Here is a 26,007-nt window from a genome sequence, read left to right as displayed (position 1 = left end):
AACATTATGAATGATATGAAAGATATCACAGCAGCGATAACTGCCTGTAAAGGTGCTGATTTCGAGTTACAACCATTAAAAATACGCTTACCTCAGGGTGATGAGGTATTGGTAAAAGTGGTTGCAACGGGAATGTGTCATACCGATTTAATTGTACGTGATCAATATTATCCAGTACCACTTCCAGCCGTACTCGGGCATGAAGGGTCAGGAATTATTGAGGCAGTAGGGCCAAATGTCACTGACTTACAAGTTGGAGATCATGTGGTTCTTACCTATGGTTATTGTGGGAAATGTGCACAATGTAATACTGGAAACCCTGCTTATTGTTCAGAGTTTTTTGGAAGAAATTTCAGTGGGGCAGATTTAGAAGGCAACAATGCAATTTGCACACATGACGGCCAATCTGTTCATGATCACTTTTTTGCTCAATCCTCTTTTGCAACTTATTCTCTAAGTCGTGAGAATAATACAGTTAAAGTCAGTAAAGATGTTGCGCTCGAATTATTAGGACCTTTGGGTTGTGGCATCCAAACAGGAGCTGGCGCGTGCATAAATGCTTTGAAAGTAACACCAGCGAGTAGCTTTGTAACATGGGGTGCCGGTGCAGTTGGTTTGAGTGCTCTACTTGCGGCAAAATTATGTGGAGCATCCATTATTATTGCAGTTGATATTGTTGAGTCCCGTTTAGAGCTTGCTAAACAATTGGGAGCGACCCATATCATTAACAGCAAAACACAAGACCCTGTAGCTACAATCAAAGAGATTACAGGCGGTGGTGCTAATTTTGCTTTGGAATCGACAGGACGCCCTGAAATTTTAAAAATGGGTGTGGATGCACTTGGTATCTTAGGTAAAATAGCCGTGGTTGGCGCACCTCAGTTAGGAACAAATGCCGAATTTGATGTCAACGACTTGCTACTAGGAGGCAAAACCATTATCGGGGTTGTCGAAGGAAGTAGCTCGCCGAAGAAGTTTATTCCTGAATTAGTCACACTATATCAGCAAGGTAAGTTTCCTTTTGATAAGTTAGTTAAGTTCTACGATTTTAAAGACATTAACCAAGCAGCGATAGACAGTCATAAAGGTATCACGTTAAAACCCATTATTAAAATCTCTGAAGGTGTATCAGAAAGCATACTAACAGATTAGAGGGGAAGGGGCAGTTAAATCAAAATACTGAAGAAAAACTGATATCAGCTGCCCTGACTATTACAGCTCTAGTTCAAAGAAAAGTATCACATAAGTCTTGGAAAGCAAAACTCCTAATATCTTTTTGAACGCTACTAGGGCGTGTTATCAAGGGTTGATCTTAGTTTACTAAATATAGAATTAGTATAGTGCCGACAGCAGCAATAACGTCAATATTTCTCTTCCTATTGATATAACGAATTCTCAGTTATTGAAGACCTATATCAATATTGTGAATCTCAAATCTGACTTATTCTTGTCAGCTATATAAAATATTAAAAACAATTTTAGTATACCTAAGAAGTATGAAAGATCAATAAATTAGGTCTTAGACAAGTCCGTTCATAATATATATTTAAAAAAAAGCATATATTATTTTTTGCTAAAAGATTTGTTAATAACCTCTCCTATATATTAGTTAAAGGTATAAAACACTTACAAGCTAATAATATTGTCAGGCTCTATGCACAATGAAGTACCGCCCCTAGGCGTTTTAAATGAAATTTTGAAGTTGCCATTTTATATAAATATTAACAAGGATGTTCTATGAAAGCCACTCAAGGTAAAATCATTTTAACGGCTATGGCTATTTCCTTACCATTAGCTGTTCACGCTTCTGACTCTCATTACGTTCCAGGTGTTGAAGGAATTAAAGGAAGCGTGGCACCGCCACCTGGGATTTATTACAAAGGCTATGTGATCAACTATAGTGCTGATAAAAACGAATCTTTACCATCTGATAGCGAAGTCAATGTTGCTGCACTAGCGAATAGAGTTGTCTGGGTAACCCAACAAAAAATACTGGGTGGCGATTTAATATTGGAAGGTATTATACCTTTAGTCAATACAGACCTCAAAATTGGTGGTCAAGATATTGATAGGCGCACAGGCCTAGGTGATTTATATGTAGGAAGTGTATTAGGCTGGCATGATAGTAGATGGGATGCAGTGGCAGGAATAGGATATTGGGCTGATACGGGTGATTTTGATAAAAGTCGACTTTCCAGTCCTGGTAAAGGTTATGATTCGGTCATGCTCACACTCGGCGGTAATGTCAAACTTACTAAACAAGGTGATATTAATTTCAGCGCATTAAGCCGTTATGAGATGCCTAACGGTAATAATCTTAACGATGAGCTAATCACTGAGTGGGGTCTGAGTAAAAGTTATGGATTACTCGATATTGGACTCGTGGGTTATAATACTTTTGAGACTAGTAATAGTGATGAGGAAAGAAACGCTTTAGGTTTATCTATAGGATACTTTTCACCGCCTAACTTACTAGGTGGAGATATAGCTTTATATAAAGAGTATTCAAATAAAGAAACCTTTGAGGGAGAAGTGATAAGAGCTTCGTTAACTAAAGCATTTTAAAGGATTCAAGCGTTTATATTCTATCGCCCACTACTCTAAACAGCGGTGGGTTGCATGCTTCACTTATACTAAAGTAATTAATATCTGAGCTTACCCTTCCTTTATCATTAATGCATTTGCCCGCGCTATCGTAGGTTGAGTTGGTTCAATAAGATATGGGCCATATGGTAAGCCTGAGCATATCAATTGGTCAGCGGTTATCATTGATGCAACCGAAGGCCACATTGAACGTCCAAAAAAACCAAAAACAGTACTATAGTAGAAAAAAGGAACAACACACCTTAAAAGCTCAGATCATAGTATATTGGCAAACAGGACTGATACTTGATGTGCAAACCTGTAGGGGCTGTGTACATGACTTTAGTCTTTATAAACAAACCTGCCCTTATTGGCTACCTAAGAATACCAGCTATCTAGTAGACAGTGGTTACCAGGGCATAGCCAAGCTACATAAGCTAGTATTTATCCCTTTTAAGAAACTAAAGGGTAGTGAGTTATTAGAACTCTGCAAACAGGCCAATCATTATCTATCAGAGTTGCGCATTCTAGTTGAGTATAAAATAGGTCTAATCAAACTGTGTAAAATCCTGGCTGTACGCTACCGTAATTGTCATCAACGTTATGACTTAAGAATAAAGCTGTTCGCAGGTGTATTAAATTTCGAGCTTAGCCTATGACTTTTGCAAAAGGTCTATTGTCGAGATAGTTCAATATGTATTACTTTAAATACTGGCTTATATACTTAGTAAATTTTTCAGGTTGTTCAATATTTGAGATATGCGAGGCATCAATAGTGGCGAGCTTAGCGTTAGGTGTATGATCGACCATATATTGGCCATCAGCAACGGTCGTCACCGGGTCTTCAACGCCTGCCAACACTGTAATTGGTACACGAATATCTTTTAACTGCTTGCGAGTATCAGCGATAGATAACGCCTCGCAGCAGCTTGCGTAGCCCTCTGCACTGCCAGCCGTAAGAGCGCTAGACAATGCCGCGACTACATCTGGGTAATGATCGATAAAATCTGCTGTAAACCAACGCGGAGCAGCTGTAGCTGCGATAGGCGCTAGACCTTTCTCACGTACCAACCTTGCACGCTCCGTCCATGCTGTTTCGTTACCAATTTTCGCGGCGGTATTACATAACATCAAGTGGTGGAAGCGATCGGGATGATTGATAGCTAACCATTGACCTGTTATGCCGCCCATAGAAATGCCACAAAAAAATGCCTTATCAAGATGCAGGTGATCTAACAAATCAATCACATCTTGCCCCAGCTGGTTTAAATTATAAGGGCCTCTGGGTGCTGATGATTTACCATGACCACGAGTGTCATAGCAGATAATAAAATAATCATCTTGCAAGGTATCGATTTGTGGTTGCCACATACGATAGCTAGTACCTAAAGAGTTGGAAAATATTAGGGCGGGGTTGCTGCTATCACCAAAGGTGGCATAATTTAGCGTTACGTCTTTATTTTCAAATACAGGCATGATGAATGTCCTTATTTTGACTATCGTGTGATTGAAGTATTACTTTTGACCTATTGAGGTGGGTATTTATTTTATTTTGAACGATTAATCAGCCTTCAACGCGCTCAATAATCATTGCGATGCCTTGTCCAACACCGATACACATTGAGCAGATTGCATAACGCTTACTCGTTTTTTCAAGTTGATTGAGGGCAGTTAAGATCAAACGGGCACCTGAGGCGCCGAGTGGATGACCAAGGGCAATCGCACCGCCATTAGGGTTGACGCGCTCGCTATCATCAGCTAACTCCAAGTCACGCGTACAAGCTAGAGCTTGCGCGGCAAAAGCTTCGTTTAATTCAATGACATCCATCTCATCAAGCGTTAGTCCCGTATGCTCAAGCAATTTTTTCATCGCTGGTGCTGGGGCGAAACCCATAATACGCGGTTCAACGCCTACCGTAGTTGAGGCCACAATACGTGCACGCGGCTTTAGATTAAATTCTCTAACCGCTTGCTCTGACGCTACTAGGAAGGCTGCTGCACCATCATTAATTCCAGAGGCATTACCAGCAGTCACCGTACCATCTGCGGTGACGATAGGACGCAATTTAGTCAACTTCTCAAGGGTGGTGTCAGCACGAGGATGCTCATCAGTATCGACGGTGACAGGCTCGCCTTTACGCTGCGGGATGACGACAGGGGTCATCTCGTCTTTAAAGAATCCTGACGCTTGCGCCGCTGCGGTACGTTGTTGGCTACGTAGCGCAAATGCATCTTGGTCGGCACGGTTGATATTGAATTGCTCTGCGACATTTTCGGCGGTTTGCGGCATGGTCTCTGTGCCATATAGCTCATCAAGCTTTGGATTGATAAAGCGCCAACCCATAGTGGTATCTTCCAGCTTTTGACTACGACCAAACGCCTGATCCGATTTGCCCATCACAAATGGCGCACGGCTCATGCTCTCAACACCACCTGCGATAATTAAATTGGCTTCACCAGCTTTAATCGCACGAGCAGCTATCGCTAACGCATCCATTGACGAGCCGCACAAGCGATTAACAGTGGTTGCAGGCACTTGATAAGGTAGGCCAGCTAGCAATGATGACATGCGACCGACGTTGCGATTGTCTTCGCCGCTTTGGTTGGCACAGCCGTAGATGACGTCATCTACTTTTACCCAATCGACATTAGCATTACGTTCCATTAACGCCTTGATAGGGATAGCACCTAAGTCGTCTGCACGTACTGGTGCTAGACTGCCGCCGTAGCGACCAAAAGGAGTGCGAATGGCATCAATAATATAAGCGTTATTTAAACGAGTGATTGAATCAGTCATGGCGATTATCCTGAGTTTTGATTATCTTAAATTCTGATTAAGAGGGTTTTTTATTTAGTAGCGTCAATTAACGTTGCGCCAGTCAATGCTTGCAAGTCCGCAAAGCTCATGCCATCGACCATTTCAGTGACGGCTAAGCCTTTATCAGTGACATCGATGACACATAGATCAGTATAAATTCGATCAATGCAGTTTTTGCCAGTCACAGGGTAGGTAAGCTCGCTGACGATTTTAGGGTCGCCAGTCTTAGTCGTGTGATTGGTCATCACAAAGACTTTTTTGGCACCAACGGCTAAGTCCATAGCACCTCCAACAGCGGGTATCGCATCCTCTGCACCAGTACTCCAATTGGCCAAATCACCATTAGCAGCTACTTGAAACGCACCCAACACGCAAATGTCGATATGGCCACCGCGCATCATGGCAAAAGAGTCACCATGATGAAAGTAGCTACCGCCATCGAGCATAGTAACGTATTCCTTTCCAGCATTAATCAGTTCGGGATCTTCTTCACCTTTGGCAGGTGATGGACCAAAAGCTAATAAGCCGTTTTCTGAATGCAAAAATACGTCTTTATCATTAGATAAGTATTGTGCGATTTTGGTCGGTAGTCCAATGCCTAAGTTGACATAGGCTCCATCTGGAATGTCTTGTGCAGCGCGTTCGGCTATTTGGTCACGGGTCGAAACGGTGTAAGAGGTATGGCTCATAATGACGCTCCTTATAATTGGCAGTATTTAGCGGTGGCTATGCTGCAGTGTCAGAAAGTTCAGTACTAGTGCTGGCAGATTGGACTTGCACCACATGCTGCACAAAAATGCCTGGTGTAATAACGTGCTCAGGATCAAGCTCACCAAGATCAACTGTTTGAGAGACTTGAGCGATAGTCACGTCAGCTGCCATTGCCATAATTGGACCAAAGTTACGTGCAGATTTTCGGTAAACTAAGTTACCCCAACGATCACCCTTGTTTGCTTTTATTAAGGCGAAATCAGCTTTAATTGGATATTCCAAGACATAGTCTTTGCCATCGATATGACGAGTTTCTTTGCCTTCTGCGAGTAGAGTACCGAACCCTGTTGGTGTATATACGGCTCCAAGCCCCATGCCTGCCGCTTGAATACGGCAAGCCAAATTACCTTGTGGTACTAATTCCAGATCAATTTTTCCTGCATGATAAAGCTCATCGAATACCCATGAGTCTGATTGACGAGGAAAAGAACAAATGATTTTACGTACCGCGCCCGTTTTTAATAATCTGGCAAGACCATGATCACCGTTTCCAGCATTATTATTAATAATGACAAGGTCTTTAACACCTAAATTGATAAGGCCATCAATGAGTTCAGCTGGTTGCCCTGCAGTTCCAAAACCACCAATCATAATAGTGGCGCCATCTTTAATTTGGCTAAGTACATCCGTGATATTTTTTTCAGCTTTATTAATCATGTTTATGTCCTATACAAAAGTAATATTAGGTATTGCGAGACTTAAGTTTGATGCATCTTCGAGACTGTCTTGTTGTTTTGGCTGTTCTATTAATAAAAATGACGTATATTTTTGCTTATGAAAACAAAGGTAATAAGCGTTTTTTGCTTAAAATATAGTAGGCAACCATGCCGATAAGAATGCCCCAAAAAACAGAGCTTAGTCCTAGAAAACTCATACCAGATGCTGTTGCTAAAAAAGTGATTAGCGCTGCATCTCTTTGAGAGTCATCTTTCATTGCTATAGTAATGTTGGTAGAAATAGCACCGATAAGTGCAAGACCGGCTAATGCTGCAACTAGCTCTTTGGGCAACAAGCTAAATACCATCACGATGCTACCGGCAAGTAGTCCCCCTAATAGATAAAAAATACCGTTTGCCACACCTGCTATGTAGCGTTTCTCTTTTAATTCATGGGCATCCTTACCAGTACAAAGTGCTGCGGTGATTGCTGCTAGGACAATCGTAATACCCCCTACACAGGCGACTACTAACGAAGCTAGGCTTGTAATACTGACGATAGGCTTGGCTGGTGTGTCATAACCACTAAGATTAAGAATCGCCATACCAGGTAAAAACTGTCCAGTTAAGCTCACAAGAATGAGTGGAATCGCAAGGTTGAATACGGCATTCCACGTCCACTCAGGCCATATTACAGTAGGTATGGTAATGGCTAAATCTATATTGACAGGGTTCATTTTTCCTAATAGAACACTTAAAATGACACCGCATAGCAGTACCCAAATCATGGTATAACGTGGTGAAAATCGCTTGGCTACTAAGTAACAGCCAAGCATGCTAAATACGATAAATGGCATCGTATTGGTTGCTACAAATAACTCTAAACCAAATTGAAACAGGATACCTGCCATCATACCGGCAGCGATACCATTAGGAATCCATCTTAAAATCTTGTCAAAAGATCCAGTTGCACCTACTAAAAAAATCACAATCGCTGATACGATATAAGCGGCTATCGCTTCATTAATACTCATATTCGGAAAGACGGTTACCAGTAGAGCCGTACCGGGTGCTGACCAAGCGGTAATAATAGGGGTTTTATATTTAATAGATAAATAGATACCTGAGACGGCGGCACCTATAGATACTCCCCAGATCCACGATGCCATCATCGTTTCTGATACCTGCGCTGCTTGTGCTGCCTGAAAAAAGATAATTAATGGGCCAGCATAAGAGATCAGTACGGCCAAAAATCCTGCCACAGTAGCAGAGAGTGACCAGTCGTCTTTCAAGGTTTGAATGACAGTTGCCATATTGCTTCCTTGCAAATTAGCAGTAATCAGAGAGTAGTAAGTTAGACGCTGTGTTGCCTAACTTAAAAGCTCAATTGATGTGGTTAGCCTTCGTCGCCACCACCCACAGGAATGGTACTCCCAGTGATATATGACGATTCATCTGATGCTAAAAATGCAATGGCATTGACTTGCTCATCTATCGTACCGTAGCGTTTCATAAAGGTGCGGTCAATGGTCTGGTCAACGACTGCATTCATCCATGATTTTTCATCATCAGTTAAAGGCTTTGCATTACGTGGAATCTTTCTAGGCGGAGCTTCAGTGCCACCAGTCGCTACTGCATTTACTCGGATACCATCGTTTGCGTACTCAAAAGCGAGCGATGCGGTCATGGCATTGACGCCGCCTTTCGCTGTCGAGTAGGGTATGCGGTTGATACCGCGTGTGGCGATAGAAGATACATTGACAATAGTACCAGACTGCTGCTCAATCATCGTTGGTAATACGGCGCGGCAACACCACAATGTCGGAAATAATGAGCGACTGACTTCTTTATTAATCTCTTCTTCTGAGAAATTGACGAAAGGCTTCATCCATATCGCACCGCCAACATTATTGACTAGCACATCGATACGTCCATAGGTATCAAGCGCTTTATTAATAGCCTCTTGCGCACCTTGATAAGTCTCAAGATCAGCTTGGATAGTCGTCGCGTGCCCGCCATTTGCAGTGATTTCTGCTAACACATCTTCTACCAAAGGTGAGAAATCTGCCATCACTATCTTGCCGCCTTCACTTGCTAAGCGTAATGCGACCCCGCGACCGATACCTTGTGCGGCACCAGTTACGATACATACTTTATTATCAAAGCGCTTACTCATTGCTGTCTCCTAGAGAAAAGTATTCTATCGCTGTATTGTTTGAGCTATATTACTGCTCACTAGGTGTGAACTTTTCATAATAAAAATTGCTAGGTTTGAGGCTACTTGTATCTAACCAATTACTAACGGCATCGACCATCGCCAGAGGACCACACAGATAAACATCAACATCGCCATCATTTAGCCAATCAGCTTCAACATGGCTGGTTACATAGCCTTTGCGCTCATGAGCGCTTTCCTCGCTTGCCACACAGGTATAATAGTCAAACCAATCGTGGTTTTTCTTCACTTCTTCCAGTTTTTCAATCTCTATCAAATCAGCATCATTAGTAACACCGTAGACCATCTTGATAGGATGATGAGCGCCCGATATTTCTAAGCTTTTTAGCATCGATAAAAAGGGTGCGATACCTGTACCACCAGCTAAAAATACAGTAGGGCGTACGATAGGACGTAAATAGAAACTACCGAATGGTCCTTCAAAGTCAATATCTTGACCTAGCTTGGCAACATCAGATAAAAAGGTACTCATTTTGCCGTTTGGAATGTTACGGACGACAAATTCAGCCTGATTGGTACTAGGCATTGAGCTAAAAGAGTAGGAACGTGTCTCATCAGAGTCAGGGATAGTAATATTGACATACTGCCCAGGTAAAAATACTAAGGCATCTGGGTTATCAACCTCAACGCCGAAGTGAATGGTGGATTCTGACAATACATTTAGCTGTTGTAGCTTACCTTTGAACACAGACTTACTAACTTTGCAGGCTTCTGATGAGGTTGGCACTTTAATGACGCAGTCGCTCTCGGGGATCATTTGACAGGTCAAGACGTAGCCATCATTAGCTTCGGTTTCGGTCAGCGCCTCTTCAATATACATATCAGGATGCATGTCATAGCTGCCTGACTCACAATGACAACGGCAAGTACCGCAGGCGCCATCTAGACAGTCCACAGGGATATTGTATTTTTGGCGATAAGCGGCTTCGGCAACGGTTTCATCATCTTCACATTTGATAAATCCCGTGACACCATCTTCAAACTGTAGAGCTATGTTGTATTCCATGAGAAACATCCTTTTTCAATATATGGCTACTGACTAACATCACTATACTTTTGGTTGGCTCGTTGATACTTCATAAATTACCAACAAGCTATTTTTAAATTTAATTATTTGTACTAGCTGGCAAGTATAAATAAAATCATGCGAACTCTAGACGTGATATACATCCATAATTTGATGTACGTAGTCATCTTTTAGTACAATGTATTTGTCCAAAATCTTTGGGCTAGCTTGATTCATATCTATTTTGTATTTAGAGAATCCCCAGTAAGTATTGGTCTCATGATAACGATAAGACTTATTGATCCAGTTAAATCGGACACTAACAATGCCATCATTATCTTCAAGTAATTCGATATTAGATAAGTTATGTGTGGTACGGGTATCAGGAATGGTTGCAGAAGAACGCTCAGTCTCGATACGGAAAATACGATCTTCAAGTCCACGACGATCAGGGTAATAAATAAGAGATATTTCACGTTGCGGATTGCTTATTAGTTCGCCATCATCATCCCAACTAGGCATCCAAAATGGACATTCTTCGTCATAACAAGCCAGCCATTCTTCCCATTTTTTTTCATCAAGCAATCGTGCTTCACGGTACAGAAACTGACGCACATCTTCGATATTAACCGTTGCATTTTTCATTAGCGATATCCTTTTATATTTGTTCGTCCTGCAATAACTAGCAAGTTACTGGTTTAAGTATTTAGGGGCAATATTTAAATTGAATAATTGCCCTAAATACTTAGCTAATATTAGCCTGCGCCATGTAGCTGCTGTTCTTGCTCTAGGGCTTTTTTCATCTCTTCATGCCAATATCGATGTTGCACGGTATACAATCCTTCATCTTCAGTCTTGACCCCACTTAATAACGGTTTAAGGTCAATGGCTTTTGCACCTTCGTCAGCGCCTTCTATCCAGTGCTCAGAGCCACGACACATGTCGTTCCATTCTAGCTTAATGCCGTTATAACCTTGCTGGCACGAGCGAAATTCTTCTAAGTCATCTGGCGTTGCCATGCCGGTCACGTTAAAGAAGTCTTCGTACTGACGGATACGACGAGTACGTGCTTCATCGCTTTCGCCTTTCGGTGCGATACACCAGATAGTGACTTCAGTTTTATCAACGGATATTGGACGTAGCATACGGATTTGCGAGCTAAATTGATCCATAATATAAACATTTGGATATAAGCATAAGTTACGTGAGCGTCCAATCATCCAGTCGGCCATTGCTTCACCATATTGGGCAACATAGTCATCGCGATACGCAAAATTAGGACGATCCTGCGGGTTTTCCCATTGAGTCCAAAGTAGTAAATGACCGTTCTCAAAAGAATAGAATCCGCCACCTTGACGACCCCATTTACCAGCATTCATGGCTTTAATATTGTCTTCTTTTTCTGCTTCTTGCTCTTTGCGACGTGCTGTTGTCGCAGCATAGTTCCAATGGACAGCTGAAACATGGTAGCCATCAGCACCATTTTCAGCTTGTAGCTTCCAGTTACCATCAAAAGTGTAGGTTGAGGTGCCACGTAATACTTCTAAGCCTTCTGGTGATTGATTGACAATCATGTCAAGGATTTTGGTTGAGCCGCCAAGCCAGTCTTCAATCGGTTCGACATCATCATTAAGACTTGCAAACAAGAAACCTTTATAATTGGCAAGTTTGACTTGCTTTAGGTCGTGAGAGCCGTCTTTATTAAAAGCGTCAGGATAACCTGCGCCGCGTGGATCTTTAACTTTAAGCAGCTTGCCCGAGTTGTTATAAGTCCAACCGTGAAAGGGGCACGTATAAGTTGCCTTATTGCCTTTTTTATGACGACATAATTGAGCGCCGCGGTGGGAGCAGGCATTGATCATACAATGCAGTTCACCTTCTTTATTACGCGCAACGATGACCGGCTGGCGGCCGATGTATGTTGTATAGTAGTCGTTGTTATCAGGGATTTGAGTCTCATGAGCCAGATAAACCCAGTTGCCTTCAAAGATATGTTTCATTTCAAGCTCAAACAGCTCTTCATTGGTAAAGGCACTGCGATGTAGGCGATAAATTCCTTTTTCTACATTTTCTTCTAAAAAATCATCGATAGCGATATCTGATCCTTCAGGTATTAGATTAATACACTCGCTCATGGCTTTCTTCCTTGTAAATAACGGTGTTAAACGATGTTAGGGTATGACGCTTGATACGACAACTGAGTGCATATCAAGCGAAAATCTATAAAATTTAGTGGTTGCTAACAGTAGCTAGCGATACTCAATAATTAAGCTTGAGCACGGCGACGTTCAACTTCACTGCCTTGTACTGGCTTATCAATGTCTTTCACTAAATGAAAGTCAAAATCGATACTGGCATACGGCGCGTCCAGCCCTTTTTCTTGTAGCTTGTCAGCATCTTCAACCATCGTCACTTCTGGTACCAAGCCTTCACGGCTAGCAAAGGCAAAGTCATCCCACAGATACTCATCACCATCGATGTTAATCTGCGTGGTCAATTTGCGATGACCGTCAGCACTCGCGAAGAAGTGAATGTGAGCTGGGCGATGACCATGACGTCCTAGCGGGCCCAATATTTTTTGGGTCATACCTTCTGGCGGCACTGAGTAACCTAATGGGACGATACTGCGAAAAGCATAATGGCCGTTTTCATCAGTGATAATGCTACGACGCAAGTTAAAGTGCGACTGCGACTCATCAAAGAAAGAGTAATTGCCTAAGCTATTGGCATGCCATACTTCAACCTTGGCATTTGGCAATGGCTTGTCATCTTCGCCATAAACGGTCCCTTGCATGAATAGCACGGTGCCATTGTCAAGATCAGTGCCATCATCTAGACGCGCAAAGCCTTTTTCTTCTGGCGCACCAGCGACATAGAGTGGACCTTCGATGGTACGTACAGTGCCACCGTCAAGACCCGCCGCTTTTAAGTCTTCTTCAATCATTAAGTCCATGAAGTGATCAAAACCAAGGCCAGGAGAGAGTAATCCTGCCTCTTTGCCTAAATCCCCAATGAACTCAACCCCAGACCAGTATTCATCGGCCGTGATTTTCAAATCATTGATGGTTTGCATGAGGTCGGTTACGATACGTAAGACAATGTCTTGTATACGTGGGTTAACTTGTTCAGGAAAGTCAATTTTACCTTTGATGAACTGAGTGGCTAATGCTTCAATTTGGCTGCGTTCCATGTCTCTCTCCTTGTTGAGGACTATTTAAAAGGTAGTTATAGCGAGCACTCTTACTCAAAATACATTCATTCATTGCTTATTTTTGGCAATAGGTGTCCGTTGGTCTGGTATAGACCAATAATTGTTAAAAAATAGATTAAGGCGATTTTGGGATGCTATTATTTGATTAACATCAACGGTATTAATGAAATCTAGTAATAGCGTTATAGGGCACTAACTATCATCATCGCGAATAGAAGAGGGATGACGAAGTAAAGGGGTGACCTCGACTTTCATATAAGGGTAAAGTGGTAGCGACATCATAATGTCATGTAGTTCTTCATTACTTTCGACATCGAAAATACTAAAGTTAGAATACTCTCCCGCTAAGCGCCAAATATGACGCCACTTACCTTGTTCTTGCAGTTTGTGTGATAGTGCTTTTTCAGCTTGCTTAAGTTCACTGACCTTATCAGCATTCATATCTGTCGGTAACAACACATCCATTCTGACGTGATATAACATAATTATGTCCTTATACTTTATGGGTAGTTATATAGCTGATATTTGGTCTTTATCAGCACTTATTGCGTGGAGCTTTTAGTAGAGGTCTATCAGACCCCAGCGTGAGAGTCGCTTACGTAAGTTCTTAACGACATCGGATTTGAGGATGATAAATTTGATTGTCTGGCATAGTGATATACTTTGTCACTATCTACTTCTATACCTATACCCGCGCCAGTTGGAATAGTTAAACCAAAATTTTGATAATCAAGCGGCTGAGCTAGGATATCCTCTGTTAATAGCAACGGGCCAAACAGCTCCGTGTCAAAGTTCAGACTAGGATAGGTAGAGAACACATGCGCTGATGCAGCAGTACCAATGGGTCCTTCTAGCATCGTCCCGCCATAAAGCTCGATACCCGCTAGATGTGCCATTTGTCCAATGAGACAGGCGGCCTTCAATCCGCCGGCTTGATTAATTTTTACAGCAAAGACATCGGCACAGTGATCCGCTGCCAATTGGAAAGCATTATATGGATCTTGCACAATTTCATCAGCCATAATAGCCACGTCGAAGTGTTCAGCTAAACGCTTTAGGGCTGATTTATTACGCATCGATACTGGTTGCTCGATTAAATCAACGCCGCCGTCCTGCAACAGACTAATCCCTTTCATAGCTTCAAGCTCTGTCCATGCTTGATTAACATCAACGGTGATGCGGCAATCGGGTAAAGCTTGTTTAATAGCTAATACATGGGCAATATCATCAAGAATAGGGTTGCTACCTATTTTTAATTTAAAAATTCGATGTTTTCTTTGTTCAATCATTTGATGAGCTTCAGCGATATCGGTATCAGTATTTCCGCTAGCAAGCGTCCATGCGACTTCGATACGATCACGGACGCGACCACCGATGAGCTCGCTGATAGGTAAGTTGAGTCTTTTGCCTTCGATGTCGAGTAGAGCAGTTTCAATCGCGCATTTTGCAAAACGATTACCGCTGATGTGGGTGTTCAAGAGCTGCATTGCTTTTGCTGTACTTGTAGGCTTCTCTTTCATCAAGAGAGGGGTAAAGTAAGTATCGATATTGGTTTTGATACTATGAGGACTTTCTTCAGCATAACTTAAACCGCCAATCGTCGTTGCTTCGCCCCAACCTTCGTAGCCATCTTCGGTTTGGATATGTACCAGAACCAATACTTGTTCATTCATCACGGTACAAGCAAGTTTATGCGCTCGAATAGTAGGTATTGGTACTAGTAAAGTATTAATTGAACGAATCATATCTGTCCTTAGTATAAAATTTTGGCTTCCTTATGCTTAATAAGAACTATAGGTGTTAAATATCGACATGTCTAAGACCTATTTAGTCTTATTTTAATACTTTTTAGGTATTTTGTTGAAAGGTAGGTATCATGTTATGTTCTTTAAGTATGGACATTCTGTATATGAAGTAGGTGATAGAAAAAAGGGAAGAGACTAGAACGACTTAGGATAGAAGCAATAGAAAGTCAATCAAGGAAGAATAATGGAACTTAGGCATTTACGCTATTTCATAGCCGTGGCAGAAGAAAAAAGCTTTAATAAAGCAGCTGCTCGTTTGTACATCTCGCAGCCACCACTTAGCCGGCAAATAAAACAATTAGAAGAAGAGATTGGCGTTACGCTTATTGATAGGGAGAACCGTCCCTTGAAACTCACTGAGGCTGGCGAGTTTTTTTATGATCATGCGATTCAAATTCTAAAAAAATCAGACGACCTGCGTACCATGACTATTCGTAAGGGAAATTTCGATAATTCGCTTTCGATAGGTTTTGTATCGTCTATATTGTATGGCATATTACCGAGAGTGATATCACGTTTTAGAGAAGTTCATCCGAATATCGAGGTTAAATTATATGAGCTAAACTCCTGGCAACAAACGCAAGCATTGACAGAAGGTAAGATAGATGTAGGTTTTGGCAGGTTGTTATTTGAAGATGCTTCTATCAGGCGAATGGTGCTTAGAGAGGAAGATTTAGTAGTGGCTGTTCCTATAGAACATCCCTTATCAAAAGAAAAATGCAACAGTTTGAGCCTTATTGATTTAACAAATGAAAATCTCTTACTCTATCCAACAGCACCGAGGCCCAGTTTCATTGATTATGTATTGGAATTATTTGAAACCCGTAATTTGAAAGCGAACTATTTTATTGAAGTACGTGAATTGCATATTGCCTTAGGGTTGGTAGCAGCAGGTGAAGGTCTGACTATCGTACCAAAGACACTTGAGCATTTACGTCATCAAGAGATAACCTATATACCATTTGAAGAGGGGATACTAACTTCGCCAATTGTGATGAGTGTCAGGCATTTCGATAAGTCTGAATTATTGGAAACGCTATTAGATGTTACTTATCAAATTTACGATGAAGAAGGCTTTGTTTATAAACGTGAGAAGATTTGAACATATATGAAATCCCGAGCCCATCTCAGATTCTGAGGAGCCCATTCCAGATTCTGTGTAACTACCATTTATATTAAATGCTTTCAGTTACCTTGACCCAAAGGTATCCTGTTAAGTAATCCACTACAGATATTATCAGCTAAATATTTCTCATGGCGATAGGTTGATATAGTAATTGCTAATACTCAAAATATGGTTAGAGTGCCATATTTATGTTTATCAATAAAGCCAACCACCACTCTTGCTTAAGATCTTCATTCACGTGATTAAGCTCCTCAATATGTTAACCTTAACTTTTTTACTGTTCTACTTAATATGCGAACATCGTACTATATAATCTCAAGGGCGTATTTCTGTGTGTTCATTATCGTATTCTCTCAAAGTGTTAAAACTTTGACAATATTGGGTCGGTTTAGTTTTCCCAAGGATCAAAGTTAGCCCAAGCGTAGACATAGCCGATAATCACTAAGCTATCTACTTCGTTTTTAGAAACTACCTCATTTGGGTAATTTATATTCTTACTCTGAAGAAGCAAGCTGCCATCTGATTGGCTAAATAATGTTCTCATACCATAGAAATCATATCTTCTAATTAAATAAATTTTGCCATCTCGAATTGTCCGTTTGCTTAAATCGACTGAGCACTGGGCACCTCGCATGATCACGGGCTCCATGCTGATATCTTCTTGACTATAATATAATGTCTTGTCAAGTTGAGTTTTTGATCGCTCTGCAATTTCAGAGGGTGATCTTAGTGATTTGTTCGAGTATTGAAAGTTAGAAATGAAATTAGTTGAATTGAAAAGCTTCTCTATCTCTTTCAACGTATCTCTGTTTTCAAGCATATTATCCACTGTTATATTTGATTCAAACCATCTCTCATATTTCTCTTCTTCATATGCTTCGATTTGCTTTTCTTGTTCGGCAGATAATTCAAATTGATGTTCATGTTCACAATACATACGATCTTCAAATTCGTCACGTAAATACCGGATGCTATATGGAAGCTTAGGATCTAATCCTAATTTTTTAATGTAGATTTGCCTATTATCTTCTTCTACTGAATTTAGATAGTCCATTGCATCATCAATGTCCGCATAAGAAGAGTAGGGATACTCACCATTTAAAATCCAGTATTCGGGTTTATCTAAAACTTGAGAAAGACGAAGCAAGTATTCTCCACTTGGGCAGGCTCTTCCTCCAAGCCATTTTGAGACACTTGATTTTGAGACACCTGTGGTCTTTACAATGTCTACTTGTCTAAGACCTTTATCATTCATGCATCTCTTAATTCTAGCTGCAACTTCCTTCAGGTATTCACTCATAAAGCATTCTCTAATTAAGATTTCATAAAAGTTTCCCTAATGTCATTTTAGCACAGGAAACTTTTATGTGAAATTTTATTTAAACGAGTTTTTACGGCACTTTTATATTAAATATCCTTTGTATAAAGCCTATATTTAATCAATTTTAGAATTTAGGAAACTTTAACTTGATTTAAAAGTTTCTTTGGTAGACTATAGCAGTAACTAATTAACTTCTTTAATCAATAATTATGAAGGAAGAGCTATGTTTCGTAGAAAAAATTGGTCTGACTACACTCAATCTGAGAAAGATATGATGAGACAGGTTGTCATAGAGTCGGATATTGATACCCCATTTACATCAGAATATGCAGCAGCGTATCTCGGGAAATCTACAAGTACACTTCAATACATGCGCTGTCATCAATCTGACGCAATCACTTATAGTAAAATAGGCCGGCACGTCTTGTATAGAAAGAGGCACCTCGATCAGTATATTGATGATTGTGAAAAGTCTTGTACGTCAAGCTAATAATCTCAAAGTTCTAGTCGATAGAGCTAACTAAAGATCGAATGCTTATACAGGGAGTGCCTCATGACACATAGCGAAAAGAACAAAGATAAAAGATCTTATACTGAGTTTGGTGTTATGCATATGATTATGCATAAATTCGGTGATTGGGAAATTGAAACTCGATATATGTCTCGTATCGAAAAAAGTTTATATCTCGATATGCGTACTATTTATTTAAAGACTGGTGAAAGTCTAATGTCTGATATTGATATGCTTTCACGTCGCTTGTCATGTCGAACCAAGAGTGAAAAAAAGGCCTTAGCATTCCTTCTAAAGGATAAATTTATATTTGATAAGCGTACTAAACGTTATAAGCACTCTGAATGGGAAGTTATTCTAAAGAACTATAAATTTAAAAACCCAAATAAAAATGTCACAAATTATATAAGTGAAAATAATAGTGTGACAGATGGTGTCACGTCAAATAAACCTTTGACAGCTGCAGAGAGACAAGCAAAATTACGTAAAGAAGTTAAGGTGATTCGTGGGTATTTGTCTTCTATAGGTATTAACTCTAAAGAGGTCAAAGGCATAACTAAATTACGAGAACTATTTTATGAACATAAAAGTATAATCGAGTTGAATTCAGAAAATAATAATGTCACAAGCGATGTCACGGACGGTCACAATGAATATCATTCGATTGTCACACAAGAAGACGCTATAACTAACAAACAAAAACTAGAAACTAATAACTATGAAAAAGAAATAAACCACGAAGAATGGCTTGAAGAAAAATTTGAGTTGTTTTACGCAGCATATCCAAACAAAAAATCCAAAGGCCTAGCTGAAGCAGTGTGGCACAGTGTGTTTACAGGAACTGGGAAAAGGGGGAAAGTTAAACACGAACGACCTGATGATCTTCAAGCCTTGTTCGATCAAATCATGAAAGCAGTGCAAGATCAAACCCCTATAATACAAGCCTCTAAATATCAAAAACACCCGAGCACTTGGTTAAATGCAAAATCTTGGGAGGATGAACCAACCATAGTTAAAGCGTCTCCTACAATGAACGGTAAATCTTATAATCGAGATAATGATCCACAAGCGGTAAATGATTACTGGGGCAATCCTGGGGCTGACATGACTGATGAAGAGAAAAAAGCTTGGATAGGCGATCTCGAATATTATGATGAGAATAAGCATCGTATATCGTAATAGCCTAGCTCTGTATTATTGGCTAGCATCAGCACAAACGCTACTTCACTCAGCTACAAAAAATTAATGGAGCTTTGATATGACATCATTAAACTATGCACAAAAACGAAATGATATAAAATGTATAAGCGATACAAATATTAATAATCATAAACAAGATGTGCTTAGTAGCCTAGCTAAGCAAGAAAACTCTACCTTTACTAAGCTTTCCTGTGAGATGGATGAAATCACTACTAACTGTGATGTACACGGCCGACAAACATGGAAAGTGCTAAAAACCGTGATAAAAGCGGGTGGAAATCCCTGTCAGAAATGTAAATGGGATGCTGACGCATATACCGAACGTTTAGCCCGCCTGCGTAATGAGCTTAGTAGAAATCTTAATATCCCAAAAGAACATTTGGGTATGGGTTTTAATGCATGGGCTATATTGGGCGATGAAGCAATTCGTGAACGTTTTTATAATATTATAAGTGTCATGCGTAGGTATGTATCAACCTACGGCGCTGGCAGTGAAAATATTATATTAACAGGTAACACTGGGACTGGCAAAACTAAGTTGGCCTGCCTAATTGCTAATGAGATTATCAGCCAAAAGTTCAAGACTAATATGACTGTAGTTTATAAGCGGGAGAGTCAGATTCATAAAGAGGTCAGGATGACGTGGGATAAGAATACCAAAGATACGGAAGCTGCATATATCGAGCAGATTAGTCGTGCTACGGTCTTTATTATTGACGAGGTGGGCGAAAACGGGACCCGATTGAATGAGCTAATGGCTCAAGAAGATAGAGAGCGCCTATCCGCTATCATCGACCGCCGCTATCAACTAGGTTTACCGACAATTATTACTACCAATCTATCGCCTGATAACTTTAATCGTTACATTGGCGACCGTGCAGTCGACCGCATCTGCCAACGTATAATTAATATCAAATGCACGTGGCCTAGTTATCGTATGCTTACGCAAAAGGTTACGAATTTGTGAGTACAAGTTAGAAAATGTAATAGCTTAAAATTTAATACATCACACATGTGAATGATGCTAAATATTTTCTGGTTATCCTTGATAAAAACGTACTGTAGTAGTCAAATCCTCATATTAATAAAGCAGTATATTGATGCTAGTCTATATAAGATTATCAAGAATGAGCTTCATGAGCTACTCCATGCCGAGATTCTCTCTGGGGTTGATGTGAAGCACAGCCCATCTTTATATTACACCAGCATTGAGACGATAAGCTTAAAGCAGACATACAGCAATGCTATACATCTATTGACCCAATATTGTACGGCGGACGTTCAGAGTGAAGCTAGACTATTTAGTCTATCTAGCACGAAAAGTAATCAGTATAAAAAATATGTCGATAGTGACATGACTTTAAATATTGGACGGTGTTCCAAAAAGTATGCTGTCATTAGATGAAGCCATAATTAATATAAAAGAACACCATATTGAACGTCCTAAAGCGATCATCGAACTTTTTAGAGAAGCAATACGTCTTTCTAACTGCTCGCCTCAACCGATGTTTTAAACGATAGTTATTACTCTCTATACCCGCAGTATGTTCTTTACCAATCTGCTTAGGATCTGCTTTAAAAGCTGTCTTAAAGCTACGCCAGTTGTCCATACTGATTGAACCATAGTGAACCTTAAGTTGCTTAAGCCTGGCTCGCAGCTTCTTAGCGGTCTTTAAGTCACGTTTACCCAAAGCATAAGCCATAATCTCACCAGTATCGCGGTCATAAGCATAGATGAGTTATACCTTATGTTTCTTACGCTTCACGTATGTCCAAAACTCATCCACTTCCGAATGCTCGTAATAGTGATGCTTTGGGAGTATCTTATAGATTGATGAGCCTATGGTGCTCAGTATCTTACCAATACTCACTGAGGTAATCGTAGCGACGTCTCTAACGCCACAACTATGAACCGCCATGAGGCGTATCTTATGCTCTATTTGAGAGTGGCAACCTTAGTAAGTAATCGCATGATCGCCAATGAATTGACGTTTGCAGACTTTGCATTGATAGTTTTGCCTGCCATCGCTTTTTACAACATTTTTTTAAACTGGAAGAGTGGCAGTTAGGGAAATTAATATCTATTTGTGTCTTCATAACCTCAAATATAATATCTTTGCTCCAGCTGTCACCTTTCCTTTAATTCTTCAGAATGATTTTTGATATACCACCAATACTTCTAATAAAAATTAAGATGAGTAGTCGACTAACTTATCAAAAAAATTTCATTGGGAGTTTGATAACTATGTTTCGTACATAGAGTTATTTACTTTTTAGATAGGATTGAACGCCACAAGAGGCTGGTTATATCAAAGTATACCTAATAACGATATAAATTCTGATAATAAAAAATTAAACATAAGAGATGTCTGTCTTTATTTTTATCATCATTCCAAAGATCGATAACCACCATCTACAATTGATCATATATGATGAAAATAAGGTGTATGCTCAAATATTACTTATAAAATTCGATAACAAATAGACCTCTTAAGCCTAAGATTTACATAACCTATAAATTACTTAAAGTGTCATTTAAAAAATTAATAAACCATTTTTGGGCTAGCACATGGCCTTTTTTCTCATGCCAATGTAGCGTTACATCAAATTCGGGCAATTCAAAGGGAACATCAAAAATACGTATTGATGGATTGTATTTGAAGTATGCATCAACACGTGAAGGAACTGTTACGATTAAATTATGCTTTTCAATGAGTTCATCAAGAATACTAAATTGAGGCACCCTCAATTTAATTTTGCGTCTTAAACCTTGTTTGCTAAGGTAACTTTCAATCAAGTTATGACCTGTTGACGCTGAAACAATCGCATGATTTTCTTGAAGAAAATTATCTAAAGTTAAAATATCTTTAACAGACTTTATATTTTTGCTTACTAAACAGACATATTTTTCACGGAAAAGAGTAAATGTATTTAAACTACTATCTTCTAAGTTTTTATTACAAATTGCGGCATCAATTTTTCCAGTAATAAGCCAATCTGAAAGCTTTTTCATATCAACAGTAATTACTTCCACAGCGATATTTGGAGCAATTTTCTCTAGGCTTGAGAGAATTAAAGGTAAAAAATACATACCTCCGATATCTGTCAAAGCGATTCTAAAGCAGCGATTACTGTTCCTAAAATCAAACTCCTTCACTTCATTGATAACATTTTCAATATCCAATAAAGGTTGATTTAGAGAATCGTATAGTTGAGTTGCATGAAAGGTTGGAATCATTCCCTCTCTAGTTCGGGTAAATAATTGATCTTTCATCAAATATCGCAACCGAGAAAGGCTATGACTGACCGAAGGTTGGGTAATATTCAAACGTTCAGCTGCTAAACTCACACTCTTCGTATCAAAAATTGTAATAAATACTTTTATCAACTTCAAATCGACAACCATGGTTTCATCCTACCAACACTACAAATATAGATAACAGTTATATTTAAACATATATTTTATTAATTTGCTCTATAAAAAAAATCTATCTAAGCTAAAAGATACAAATCAATATGCATGACTGATAAAGAACATCAGTCCAAGTGTATATCTGATAGTAAACAGGGATTGGGCAAAAACTAAATCGACATGTACGATTTTTATAGTTTTTAGCCTCAAAAGGATGAAGTAATGCAAAATATCAATGCTGCAACACTGATTGATAAGGCTCCATTAAATACTCAACATAAAATTTTAGTATTTTGGTGTGCCTTAATTATGTTATTTGATGGCTATGACCTAGTCATATATGGCTCTGTATTGCCCCGTTTAATGGCTGAATGGCACCTTACACCACAAACCGCGGGATTATTAGGCGCAGCCTCCTTAATGGGTATGATGATAGGTGCAGTTACTCTAGGAATGGCAGCCGACAAATTTGGTCGAAAGAATATTATCGTCGCCTGTACAATTTTATCAAGCCTAGCCGTTGCAATGAATGGCTTTGCCTATGATACAACAACTTTCTTTATTTGCCGCTTATTAACGGGTGTTGGATTAGGCGGGGCAGTACCTAATCTTGTTACTATTATTAAGGAAATGGCACCTAGTAGTCATCGTAATCGTTTAATTAATTTAATGCTATCGTTCTATGGAGTAGGTGCAATTATTTCAGCTTTATCTGGTTTGTTTTTAATTCCAACCTTTGGATGGGAAGTCACGTTTTGGATAGCAGGTAGCTGTATCTTAGTTGTTCCAATTATGTATAAAACTTTACCTGAATCAATTAGTTATCTCATTCAAAAAAACAAACAATCCGAAGTTATTAGAACTCTAGCGAAGTTTAATCCCGCTCATAAACATCAGCCAAATATGCATTATGTAGTTGATGTCACAGCTCATCAGCAAAAAATTCCATTAATTGGTTTGTTTACTGAAGGTAAAGCGACCAAAACCTTATTGATTTGGATTGGTTTTGCAATGGTAATGCTTATGGTTTATGGGTTAAGCACATGGTTACCAAAGCTAATGAATGTCGGAGGATATTCTCTAGGTTCGAGTATTACTTTCCTTGTTACCCTCAACTTAGGAGCAATTATTGGTGCATTAGTTTTTGGTGTGCTGGCCGATAAATGGGGAGCAAAAGCTACGCTAATCTTTGGCTATTTACTCGCGGCTGTATCCATCAGCTTTTTAGGCTTTCATCCACCGGCATTTATTCTAAGTTTTTTACTGATAATTGCAGGCGGTGCGACCGTAGGTTCAATGTCAGTCATACATACCTTAGCGGCAGATTTCTATCCTGCTAATATTCGTTCTACCGGCGTCAGTTTCTCTGCAGCAATGGGACGTTTCGGAGCAATTTCAGGTCCTTTATTTGGAGGGTACCTCTTAGCGATGGATCTACCATTTGAGCAAAATTTTATGTTCTTTGCGATTCCAGGCATTATTGGTGCAGTTGCAATCGGTTTATTTACACATCAAAAATCATCATTAGCCCATCAAGCTTTAAAAGGAGAAGTTTATGAATAATCAGATAAATAGTACGGGTCATATTTGGAAGGATCATATTTTCCAAGGCAAATGGGTTAAAACAAATCATAAATCCCGCAATATTGTGAATCCAGCTAATGGTAATATTCTATCATCGGTTCAATTGGCTTCTACAGACAATGTAAATACTTCTGCTGAGATTGCTACTCAAGCACAAATTTTATGGAAAAGCAGTACTTTTGAAGTACGTGCAAAAATTATAAGAAAAGCAGCTCAATGGTTCGAAAAAAACATTCAAACTTTCATTGACTGGAATGTTCAGGAATGCGGCTCGACTTTATTAAAAGCTGGTTGGGAGGCAAACGCCTGTATTGAGCAGCTTTATATGGCATCTTCTATGCCTATGGCAGCTTCGGGAGAAGTTTTCCCTTCTTCTATCCCAAACAGAACGAATGTATGGCAACGTGTACCTCTAGGGGTAGTTGGAGTAATTTCCCCATGGAACTTCCCATTGCTTCTGTCCATTCGCTCTATAGCTCCGGCTTTAGCCATGGGTAACAGTGTCATTTTGAAACCATCTGAATTTAGTAATATCACAGGTGGAGCCTTATTGGCATGGTTATTTGAAATGGCTGAATTACCTGAAGGTGTATTTCAGGTTTTAAACGGAGAAAGTCAAATTGGCGAAGCTCTAGTTAACCATCACCAAGTTAATATGATTTCATTTACAGGTTCAACTGGCGTAGGTAAAAAAATTGCTGAATCTTGTGCTAAACAATTAAAAAAATGTGCACTGGAATTGGGTGGAAATAATGCCATGATTATCTGTGAAGATGCCGACTTGGATATAGCTGTAAATAACGCAGTTTGGGGGACTTTCCTGCATCAAGGGCAAATTTGTATGCAAACTGGGCGCCATCTAGTTCATCGTAATGTTGCAGATTCTTATATTCAGAAGTTAAAGCAAAAAGCATTATCTCTTAAAGTTGGAGATCCATCTTCACCAGATACACATTTAGGTCCACTCATCAATGCAGCACAACACCAAAAAGTCTCTGATATGGTAGAGAATGCTGTAAGTCAAGGTGCCGTTCTAGAATGTGGCGGTAGAGGTGACAAATTATTCTATCATCCTACCATAGTTACCAATATCAATAAGGATGATCCAATTTTTACCGATGAAATCTTTGGCCCTGTGGCTCCTGTTTTAATATTTGATGATATTGACGAAGCAATTGATATTGTCAATTCATCTAAATATGGACTTGCTGTTGCAATCCATAGCCGTCGTACCGCAGCAGCATTTAATTTAGCCAAAGAAATCAAAAGTGGTATGATTCATATTAACGATCAGACCGTAAACAATGAATACCATGTACCTTTTGGCGGTATGGGTGAATCAGGCTATGGTGGTCGTTTTGGTGGACCAGCTAATTTTGATGAATTTAGTCAACGCCAATGGGTCAGTATTCTCGATCAAGGAATTCAGTATCCATTGTGAGATTCTCTTGTTAACTAGCAAAAATAAACCCAGCTAAAAAGCTGGGTTTATTGATTAACACATATAGGGCATATTGAATATTTAAAGTTTTAACCAGAGATACGCCCAATCGAGTGCTACCATATTCTCGTAACTTTACTTGAGACGATCAAAGCTAGTCGCAACTGTCCTGTAGTTTCTCAATGTAGCAAAAGCATTTTCTATTAAGTATCGCGCCTTGCACAAGTGCCAGTCTATATGATCATTAGTGGACTTAATGTTCTGTTTTCTGGGAGTATTATTGAAGAAAATCGCTTGTTTAATATACGCCCGCGATGGGTCAAAAT

Annotated in this window: 23 protein-coding genes and 2 pseudogenes; 9 read left to right on the top strand and 16 right to left on the bottom strand. The window is 39.7% G+C overall.

Features of this window, described 5'->3' with window-relative positions:
* Positions 1 to 6: 6 nt before the first annotated feature.
* From DVY93_RS00800 to DVY93_RS12500, 3 genes are all read left to right on the top strand, one after another.
* On the top strand, positions 7 to 1,152 hold the full coding sequence (locus DVY93_RS00800) for an NAD(P)-dependent alcohol dehydrogenase (RefSeq protein WP_102077913.1): 1,146 nt from the start codon (positions 7 to 9) through the stop codon (positions 1,150 to 1,152).
* A 585-nt stretch (positions 1,153 to 1,737) separates the two neighbouring features.
* A complete protein-coding gene (locus tag DVY93_RS00795) occupies positions 1,738 to 2,565 on the top strand; it encodes a SphA family protein (protein WP_102077914.1) in 828 nt (275 codons plus the stop codon).
* Between the two features lie 155 nt (positions 2,566 to 2,720).
* Entirely contained in the window at positions 2,721 to 3,242 is a 522-nt protein-coding gene (locus DVY93_RS12500; RefSeq protein WP_102077915.1) for a transposase family protein, read from the top strand.
* Positions 3,243 to 3,282: 40 nt separating this feature from the next.
* Here the strand turns inward: DVY93_RS12500 and pcaD are convergent, their stop codons facing one another.
* From pcaD to DVY93_RS00735, 12 genes are all read right to left on the bottom strand, one after another.
* Positions 3,283 to 4,059, bottom strand: coding sequence for a 3-oxoadipate enol-lactonase (gene pcaD, locus DVY93_RS00790; protein ID WP_102077916.1), 777 nt, complete (start codon positions 4,057 to 4,059; stop codon positions 3,283 to 3,285).
* Between the two features lie 88 nt (positions 4,060 to 4,147).
* The gene (gene pcaF, locus DVY93_RS00785; RefSeq protein WP_102077917.1) at positions 4,148 to 5,380 is read right to left on the bottom strand and encodes a 3-oxoadipyl-CoA thiolase; all 1,233 of its coding nucleotides are present in this window, start codon (positions 5,378 to 5,380) and stop codon (positions 4,148 to 4,150) included.
* Between the two features lie 50 nt (positions 5,381 to 5,430).
* Positions 5,431 to 6,090 (bottom strand): 3-oxoacid CoA-transferase subunit B, encoded by a 660-nt coding sequence (locus tag DVY93_RS00780; protein ID WP_102077918.1) that lies wholly within the window; start codon positions 6,088 to 6,090, stop codon positions 5,431 to 5,433.
* Between the two features lie 37 nt (positions 6,091 to 6,127).
* Entirely contained in the window at positions 6,128 to 6,829 is a 702-nt protein-coding gene (locus tag DVY93_RS00775; protein ID WP_102077919.1) for a 3-oxoacid CoA-transferase subunit A, read from the bottom strand.
* A gap of 115 nt (positions 6,830 to 6,944) precedes the next feature.
* Positions 6,945 to 8,141 (bottom strand): benzoate/H(+) symporter BenE, encoded by a 1,197-nt coding sequence (gene benE, locus DVY93_RS00770; RefSeq protein WP_102077920.1) that lies wholly within the window; start codon positions 8,139 to 8,141, stop codon positions 6,945 to 6,947.
* An 83-nt stretch (positions 8,142 to 8,224) separates the two neighbouring features.
* On the bottom strand, positions 8,225 to 9,004 hold the full coding sequence (locus tag DVY93_RS00765) for a 1,6-dihydroxycyclohexa-2,4-diene-1-carboxylate dehydrogenase (protein WP_102077921.1): 780 nt from the start codon (positions 9,002 to 9,004) through the stop codon (positions 8,225 to 8,227).
* A gap of 49 nt (positions 9,005 to 9,053) precedes the next feature.
* On the bottom strand, positions 9,054 to 10,079 hold the full coding sequence (gene benC, locus DVY93_RS00760; protein ID WP_228706726.1) for a benzoate 1,2-dioxygenase electron transfer component BenC: 1,026 nt from the start codon (positions 10,077 to 10,079) through the stop codon (positions 9,054 to 9,056).
* Between the two features lie 138 nt (positions 10,080 to 10,217).
* Entirely contained in the window at positions 10,218 to 10,724 is a 507-nt protein-coding gene (gene benB, locus DVY93_RS00755; protein ID WP_413775317.1) for a benzoate 1,2-dioxygenase small subunit, read from the bottom strand.
* Positions 10,725 to 10,825: 101 nt separating this feature from the next.
* Positions 10,826 to 12,205: a benzoate 1,2-dioxygenase large subunit gene (gene benA / locus DVY93_RS00750; RefSeq protein WP_102077924.1), complete on the bottom strand. Its 1,380-nt coding sequence runs from the start codon at positions 12,203 to 12,205 to the stop codon at positions 10,826 to 10,828.
* 131 nt (positions 12,206 to 12,336) lie between these two features.
* Positions 12,337 to 13,260, bottom strand: coding sequence for a catechol 1,2-dioxygenase (gene catA, locus DVY93_RS00745; RefSeq protein WP_102077925.1), 924 nt, complete (start codon positions 13,258 to 13,260; stop codon positions 12,337 to 12,339).
* Between the two features lie 213 nt (positions 13,261 to 13,473).
* Positions 13,474 to 13,764, bottom strand: a complete 291-nt coding sequence (gene catC / locus DVY93_RS00740) for a muconolactone Delta-isomerase (protein ID WP_102077926.1) — start codon at positions 13,762 to 13,764, stop codon at positions 13,474 to 13,476.
* A gap of 89 nt (positions 13,765 to 13,853) precedes the next feature.
* The gene (locus DVY93_RS00735) at positions 13,854 to 15,026 is read right to left on the bottom strand and encodes a muconate/chloromuconate family cycloisomerase (RefSeq protein WP_102077927.1); all 1,173 of its coding nucleotides are present in this window, start codon (positions 15,024 to 15,026) and stop codon (positions 13,854 to 13,856) included.
* A gap of 244 nt (positions 15,027 to 15,270) precedes the next feature.
* Between DVY93_RS00735 and DVY93_RS00730 the strand changes: the two genes are divergently transcribed.
* Positions 15,271 to 16,188, top strand: coding sequence for a LysR family transcriptional regulator (locus tag DVY93_RS00730; RefSeq protein WP_102077928.1), 918 nt, complete (start codon positions 15,271 to 15,273; stop codon positions 16,186 to 16,188).
* A 412-nt stretch (positions 16,189 to 16,600) separates the two neighbouring features.
* Here the strand turns inward: DVY93_RS00730 and DVY93_RS00725 are convergent, their stop codons facing one another.
* Positions 16,601 to 17,512: an XRE family transcriptional regulator gene (locus DVY93_RS00725; protein ID WP_102077929.1), complete on the bottom strand. Its 912-nt coding sequence runs from the start codon at positions 17,510 to 17,512 to the stop codon at positions 16,601 to 16,603.
* 244 nt (positions 17,513 to 17,756) lie between these two features.
* Between DVY93_RS00725 and DVY93_RS12495 the strand changes: the two genes are divergently transcribed.
* The 3 genes from DVY93_RS12495 (at position 17,757) to DVY93_RS00715 (ending at position 20,211) form a co-directional block, all read left to right on the top strand.
* Complete coding sequence (locus DVY93_RS12495) at positions 17,757 to 18,023, top strand: helix-turn-helix domain-containing protein (protein WP_102078925.1); 267 nt, start codon at positions 17,757 to 17,759, stop codon at positions 18,021 to 18,023.
* 63 nt (positions 18,024 to 18,086) lie between these two features.
* On the top strand, positions 18,087 to 19,223 hold the full coding sequence (locus DVY93_RS00720) for a DUF1376 domain-containing protein (protein ID WP_102078924.1): 1,137 nt from the start codon (positions 18,087 to 18,089) through the stop codon (positions 19,221 to 19,223).
* 79 nt (positions 19,224 to 19,302) lie between these two features.
* Positions 19,303 to 20,211, top strand: coding sequence for an ATP-binding protein (locus DVY93_RS00715; protein ID WP_102078923.1), 909 nt, complete (start codon positions 19,303 to 19,305; stop codon positions 20,209 to 20,211).
* A 430-nt stretch (positions 20,212 to 20,641) separates the two neighbouring features.
* On the opposite strand, the pseudogene DVY93_RS00710 reads toward DVY93_RS00715, so the two are convergent.
* Together DVY93_RS00710 and DVY93_RS00705 are read right to left on the bottom strand one after the other, a co-directional pair.
* Positions 20,642 to 21,341 (bottom strand): annotated as a pseudogene (locus tag DVY93_RS00710) (IS1 family transposase).
* Between the two features lie 415 nt (positions 21,342 to 21,756).
* Positions 21,757 to 22,650, bottom strand: coding sequence for a LysR family transcriptional regulator (locus DVY93_RS00705; protein ID WP_102083147.1), 894 nt, complete (start codon positions 22,648 to 22,650; stop codon positions 21,757 to 21,759).
* Positions 22,651 to 22,878: 228 nt separating this feature from the next.
* On the opposite strand from DVY93_RS00705, the gene DVY93_RS00700 reads away from it, so the two are divergent.
* The gene (locus DVY93_RS00700) at positions 22,879 to 24,219 is read left to right on the top strand and encodes an MFS transporter (RefSeq protein ID WP_102078019.1); all 1,341 of its coding nucleotides are present in this window, start codon (positions 22,879 to 22,881) and stop codon (positions 24,217 to 24,219) included.
* A complete protein-coding gene (locus DVY93_RS00695; protein ID WP_102078018.1) occupies positions 24,212 to 25,681 on the top strand; it encodes an aldehyde dehydrogenase family protein in 1,470 nt (489 codons plus the stop codon). Before DVY93_RS00700 ends, DVY93_RS00695 begins: the two co-directional genes overlap by 8 nt.
* 135 nt (positions 25,682 to 25,816) lie before the next feature.
* Here the strand turns inward: DVY93_RS00695 and DVY93_RS00690 are convergent.
* Positions 25,817 to 25,993: pseudogene (locus tag DVY93_RS00690) on the bottom strand (IS5/IS1182 family transposase); the annotation flags it as partial.
* Positions 25,994 to 26,007 lie beyond the last annotated feature (14 nt).

Origin of the sequence: Psychrobacter sp. CCUG 69069, assembly GCF_021023115.1 — a bacterium.
GTDB classification, from domain to species: Bacteria; Pseudomonadota; Gammaproteobacteria; order Pseudomonadales; family Moraxellaceae; genus Psychrobacter; species Psychrobacter namhaensis.
This window is presented reverse-complemented; position numbering and strand designations above follow the sequence as displayed.

Coding starts and splice junctions, on each gene's coding strand:
- DVY93_RS12500 (WP_102077915.1), top strand. CDS start 2,721: ATGGGCCATATGGTAAGCCTGAGCATATCAATTGGTCAGCGGTTATCA.
- DVY93_RS12495 (WP_102078925.1), top strand. CDS start 17,757: ATGTTTCGTAGAAAAAATTGGTCTGACTACACTCAATCTGAGAAAGAT.
- DVY93_RS00735 (WP_102077927.1), bottom strand. CDS start 15,026: ATGATTCGTTCAATTAATACTTTACTAGTACCAATACCTACTATTCGA.
- DVY93_RS00705 (WP_102083147.1), bottom strand. CDS start 22,650: ATGGTTGTCGATTTGAAGTTGATAAAAGTATTTATTACAATTTTTGAT.
- DVY93_RS00800 (WP_102077913.1), top strand. CDS start 7: ATGAATGATATGAAAGATATCACAGCAGCGATAACTGCCTGTAAAGGT.
- DVY93_RS00700 (WP_102078019.1), top strand. CDS start 22,879: ATGCAAAATATCAATGCTGCAACACTGATTGATAAGGCTCCATTAAAT.
- DVY93_RS00765 (WP_102077921.1), bottom strand. CDS start 9,004: ATGAGTAAGCGCTTTGATAATAAAGTATGTATCGTAACTGGTGCCGCA.
- benA (WP_102077924.1), bottom strand. CDS start 12,205: ATGAGCGAGTGTATTAATCTAATACCTGAAGGATCAGATATCGCTATC.
- DVY93_RS00715 (WP_102078923.1), top strand. CDS start 19,303: ATGACATCATTAAACTATGCACAAAAACGAAATGATATAAAATGTATA.
- DVY93_RS00725 (WP_102077929.1), bottom strand. CDS start 17,512: ATGAGTGAATACCTGAAGGAAGTTGCAGCTAGAATTAAGAGATGCATG.
- DVY93_RS00720 (WP_102078924.1), top strand. CDS start 18,087: ATGACACATAGCGAAAAGAACAAAGATAAAAGATCTTATACTGAGTTT.
- benC (WP_228706726.1), bottom strand. CDS start 10,079: ATGTTTCTCATGGAATACAACATAGCTCTACAGTTTGAAGATGGTGTC.
- pcaD (WP_102077916.1), bottom strand. CDS start 4,059: ATGCCTGTATTTGAAAATAAAGACGTAACGCTAAATTATGCCACCTTT.
- catC (WP_102077926.1), bottom strand. CDS start 13,764: ATGTTATATCACGTCAGAATGGATGTGTTGTTACCGACAGATATGAAT.
- pcaF (WP_102077917.1), bottom strand. CDS start 5,380: ATGACTGATTCAATCACTCGTTTAAATAACGCTTATATTATTGATGCC.
- benE (WP_102077920.1), bottom strand. CDS start 8,141: ATGGCAACTGTCATTCAAACCTTGAAAGACGACTGGTCACTCTCTGCT.
- DVY93_RS00775 (WP_102077919.1), bottom strand. CDS start 6,829: ATGATTAATAAAGCTGAAAAAAATATCACGGATGTACTTAGCCAAATT.
- DVY93_RS00730 (WP_102077928.1), top strand. CDS start 15,271: ATGGAACTTAGGCATTTACGCTATTTCATAGCCGTGGCAGAAGAAAAA.
- catA (WP_102077925.1), bottom strand. CDS start 13,260: ATGGAACGCAGCCAAATTGAAGCATTAGCCACTCAGTTCATCAAAGGT.
- DVY93_RS00780 (WP_102077918.1), bottom strand. CDS start 6,090: ATGAGCCATACCTCTTACACCGTTTCGACCCGTGACCAAATAGCCGAA.
- DVY93_RS00795 (WP_102077914.1), top strand. CDS start 1,738: ATGAAAGCCACTCAAGGTAAAATCATTTTAACGGCTATGGCTATTTCC.
- DVY93_RS00695 (WP_102078018.1), top strand. CDS start 24,212: ATGAATAATCAGATAAATAGTACGGGTCATATTTGGAAGGATCATATT.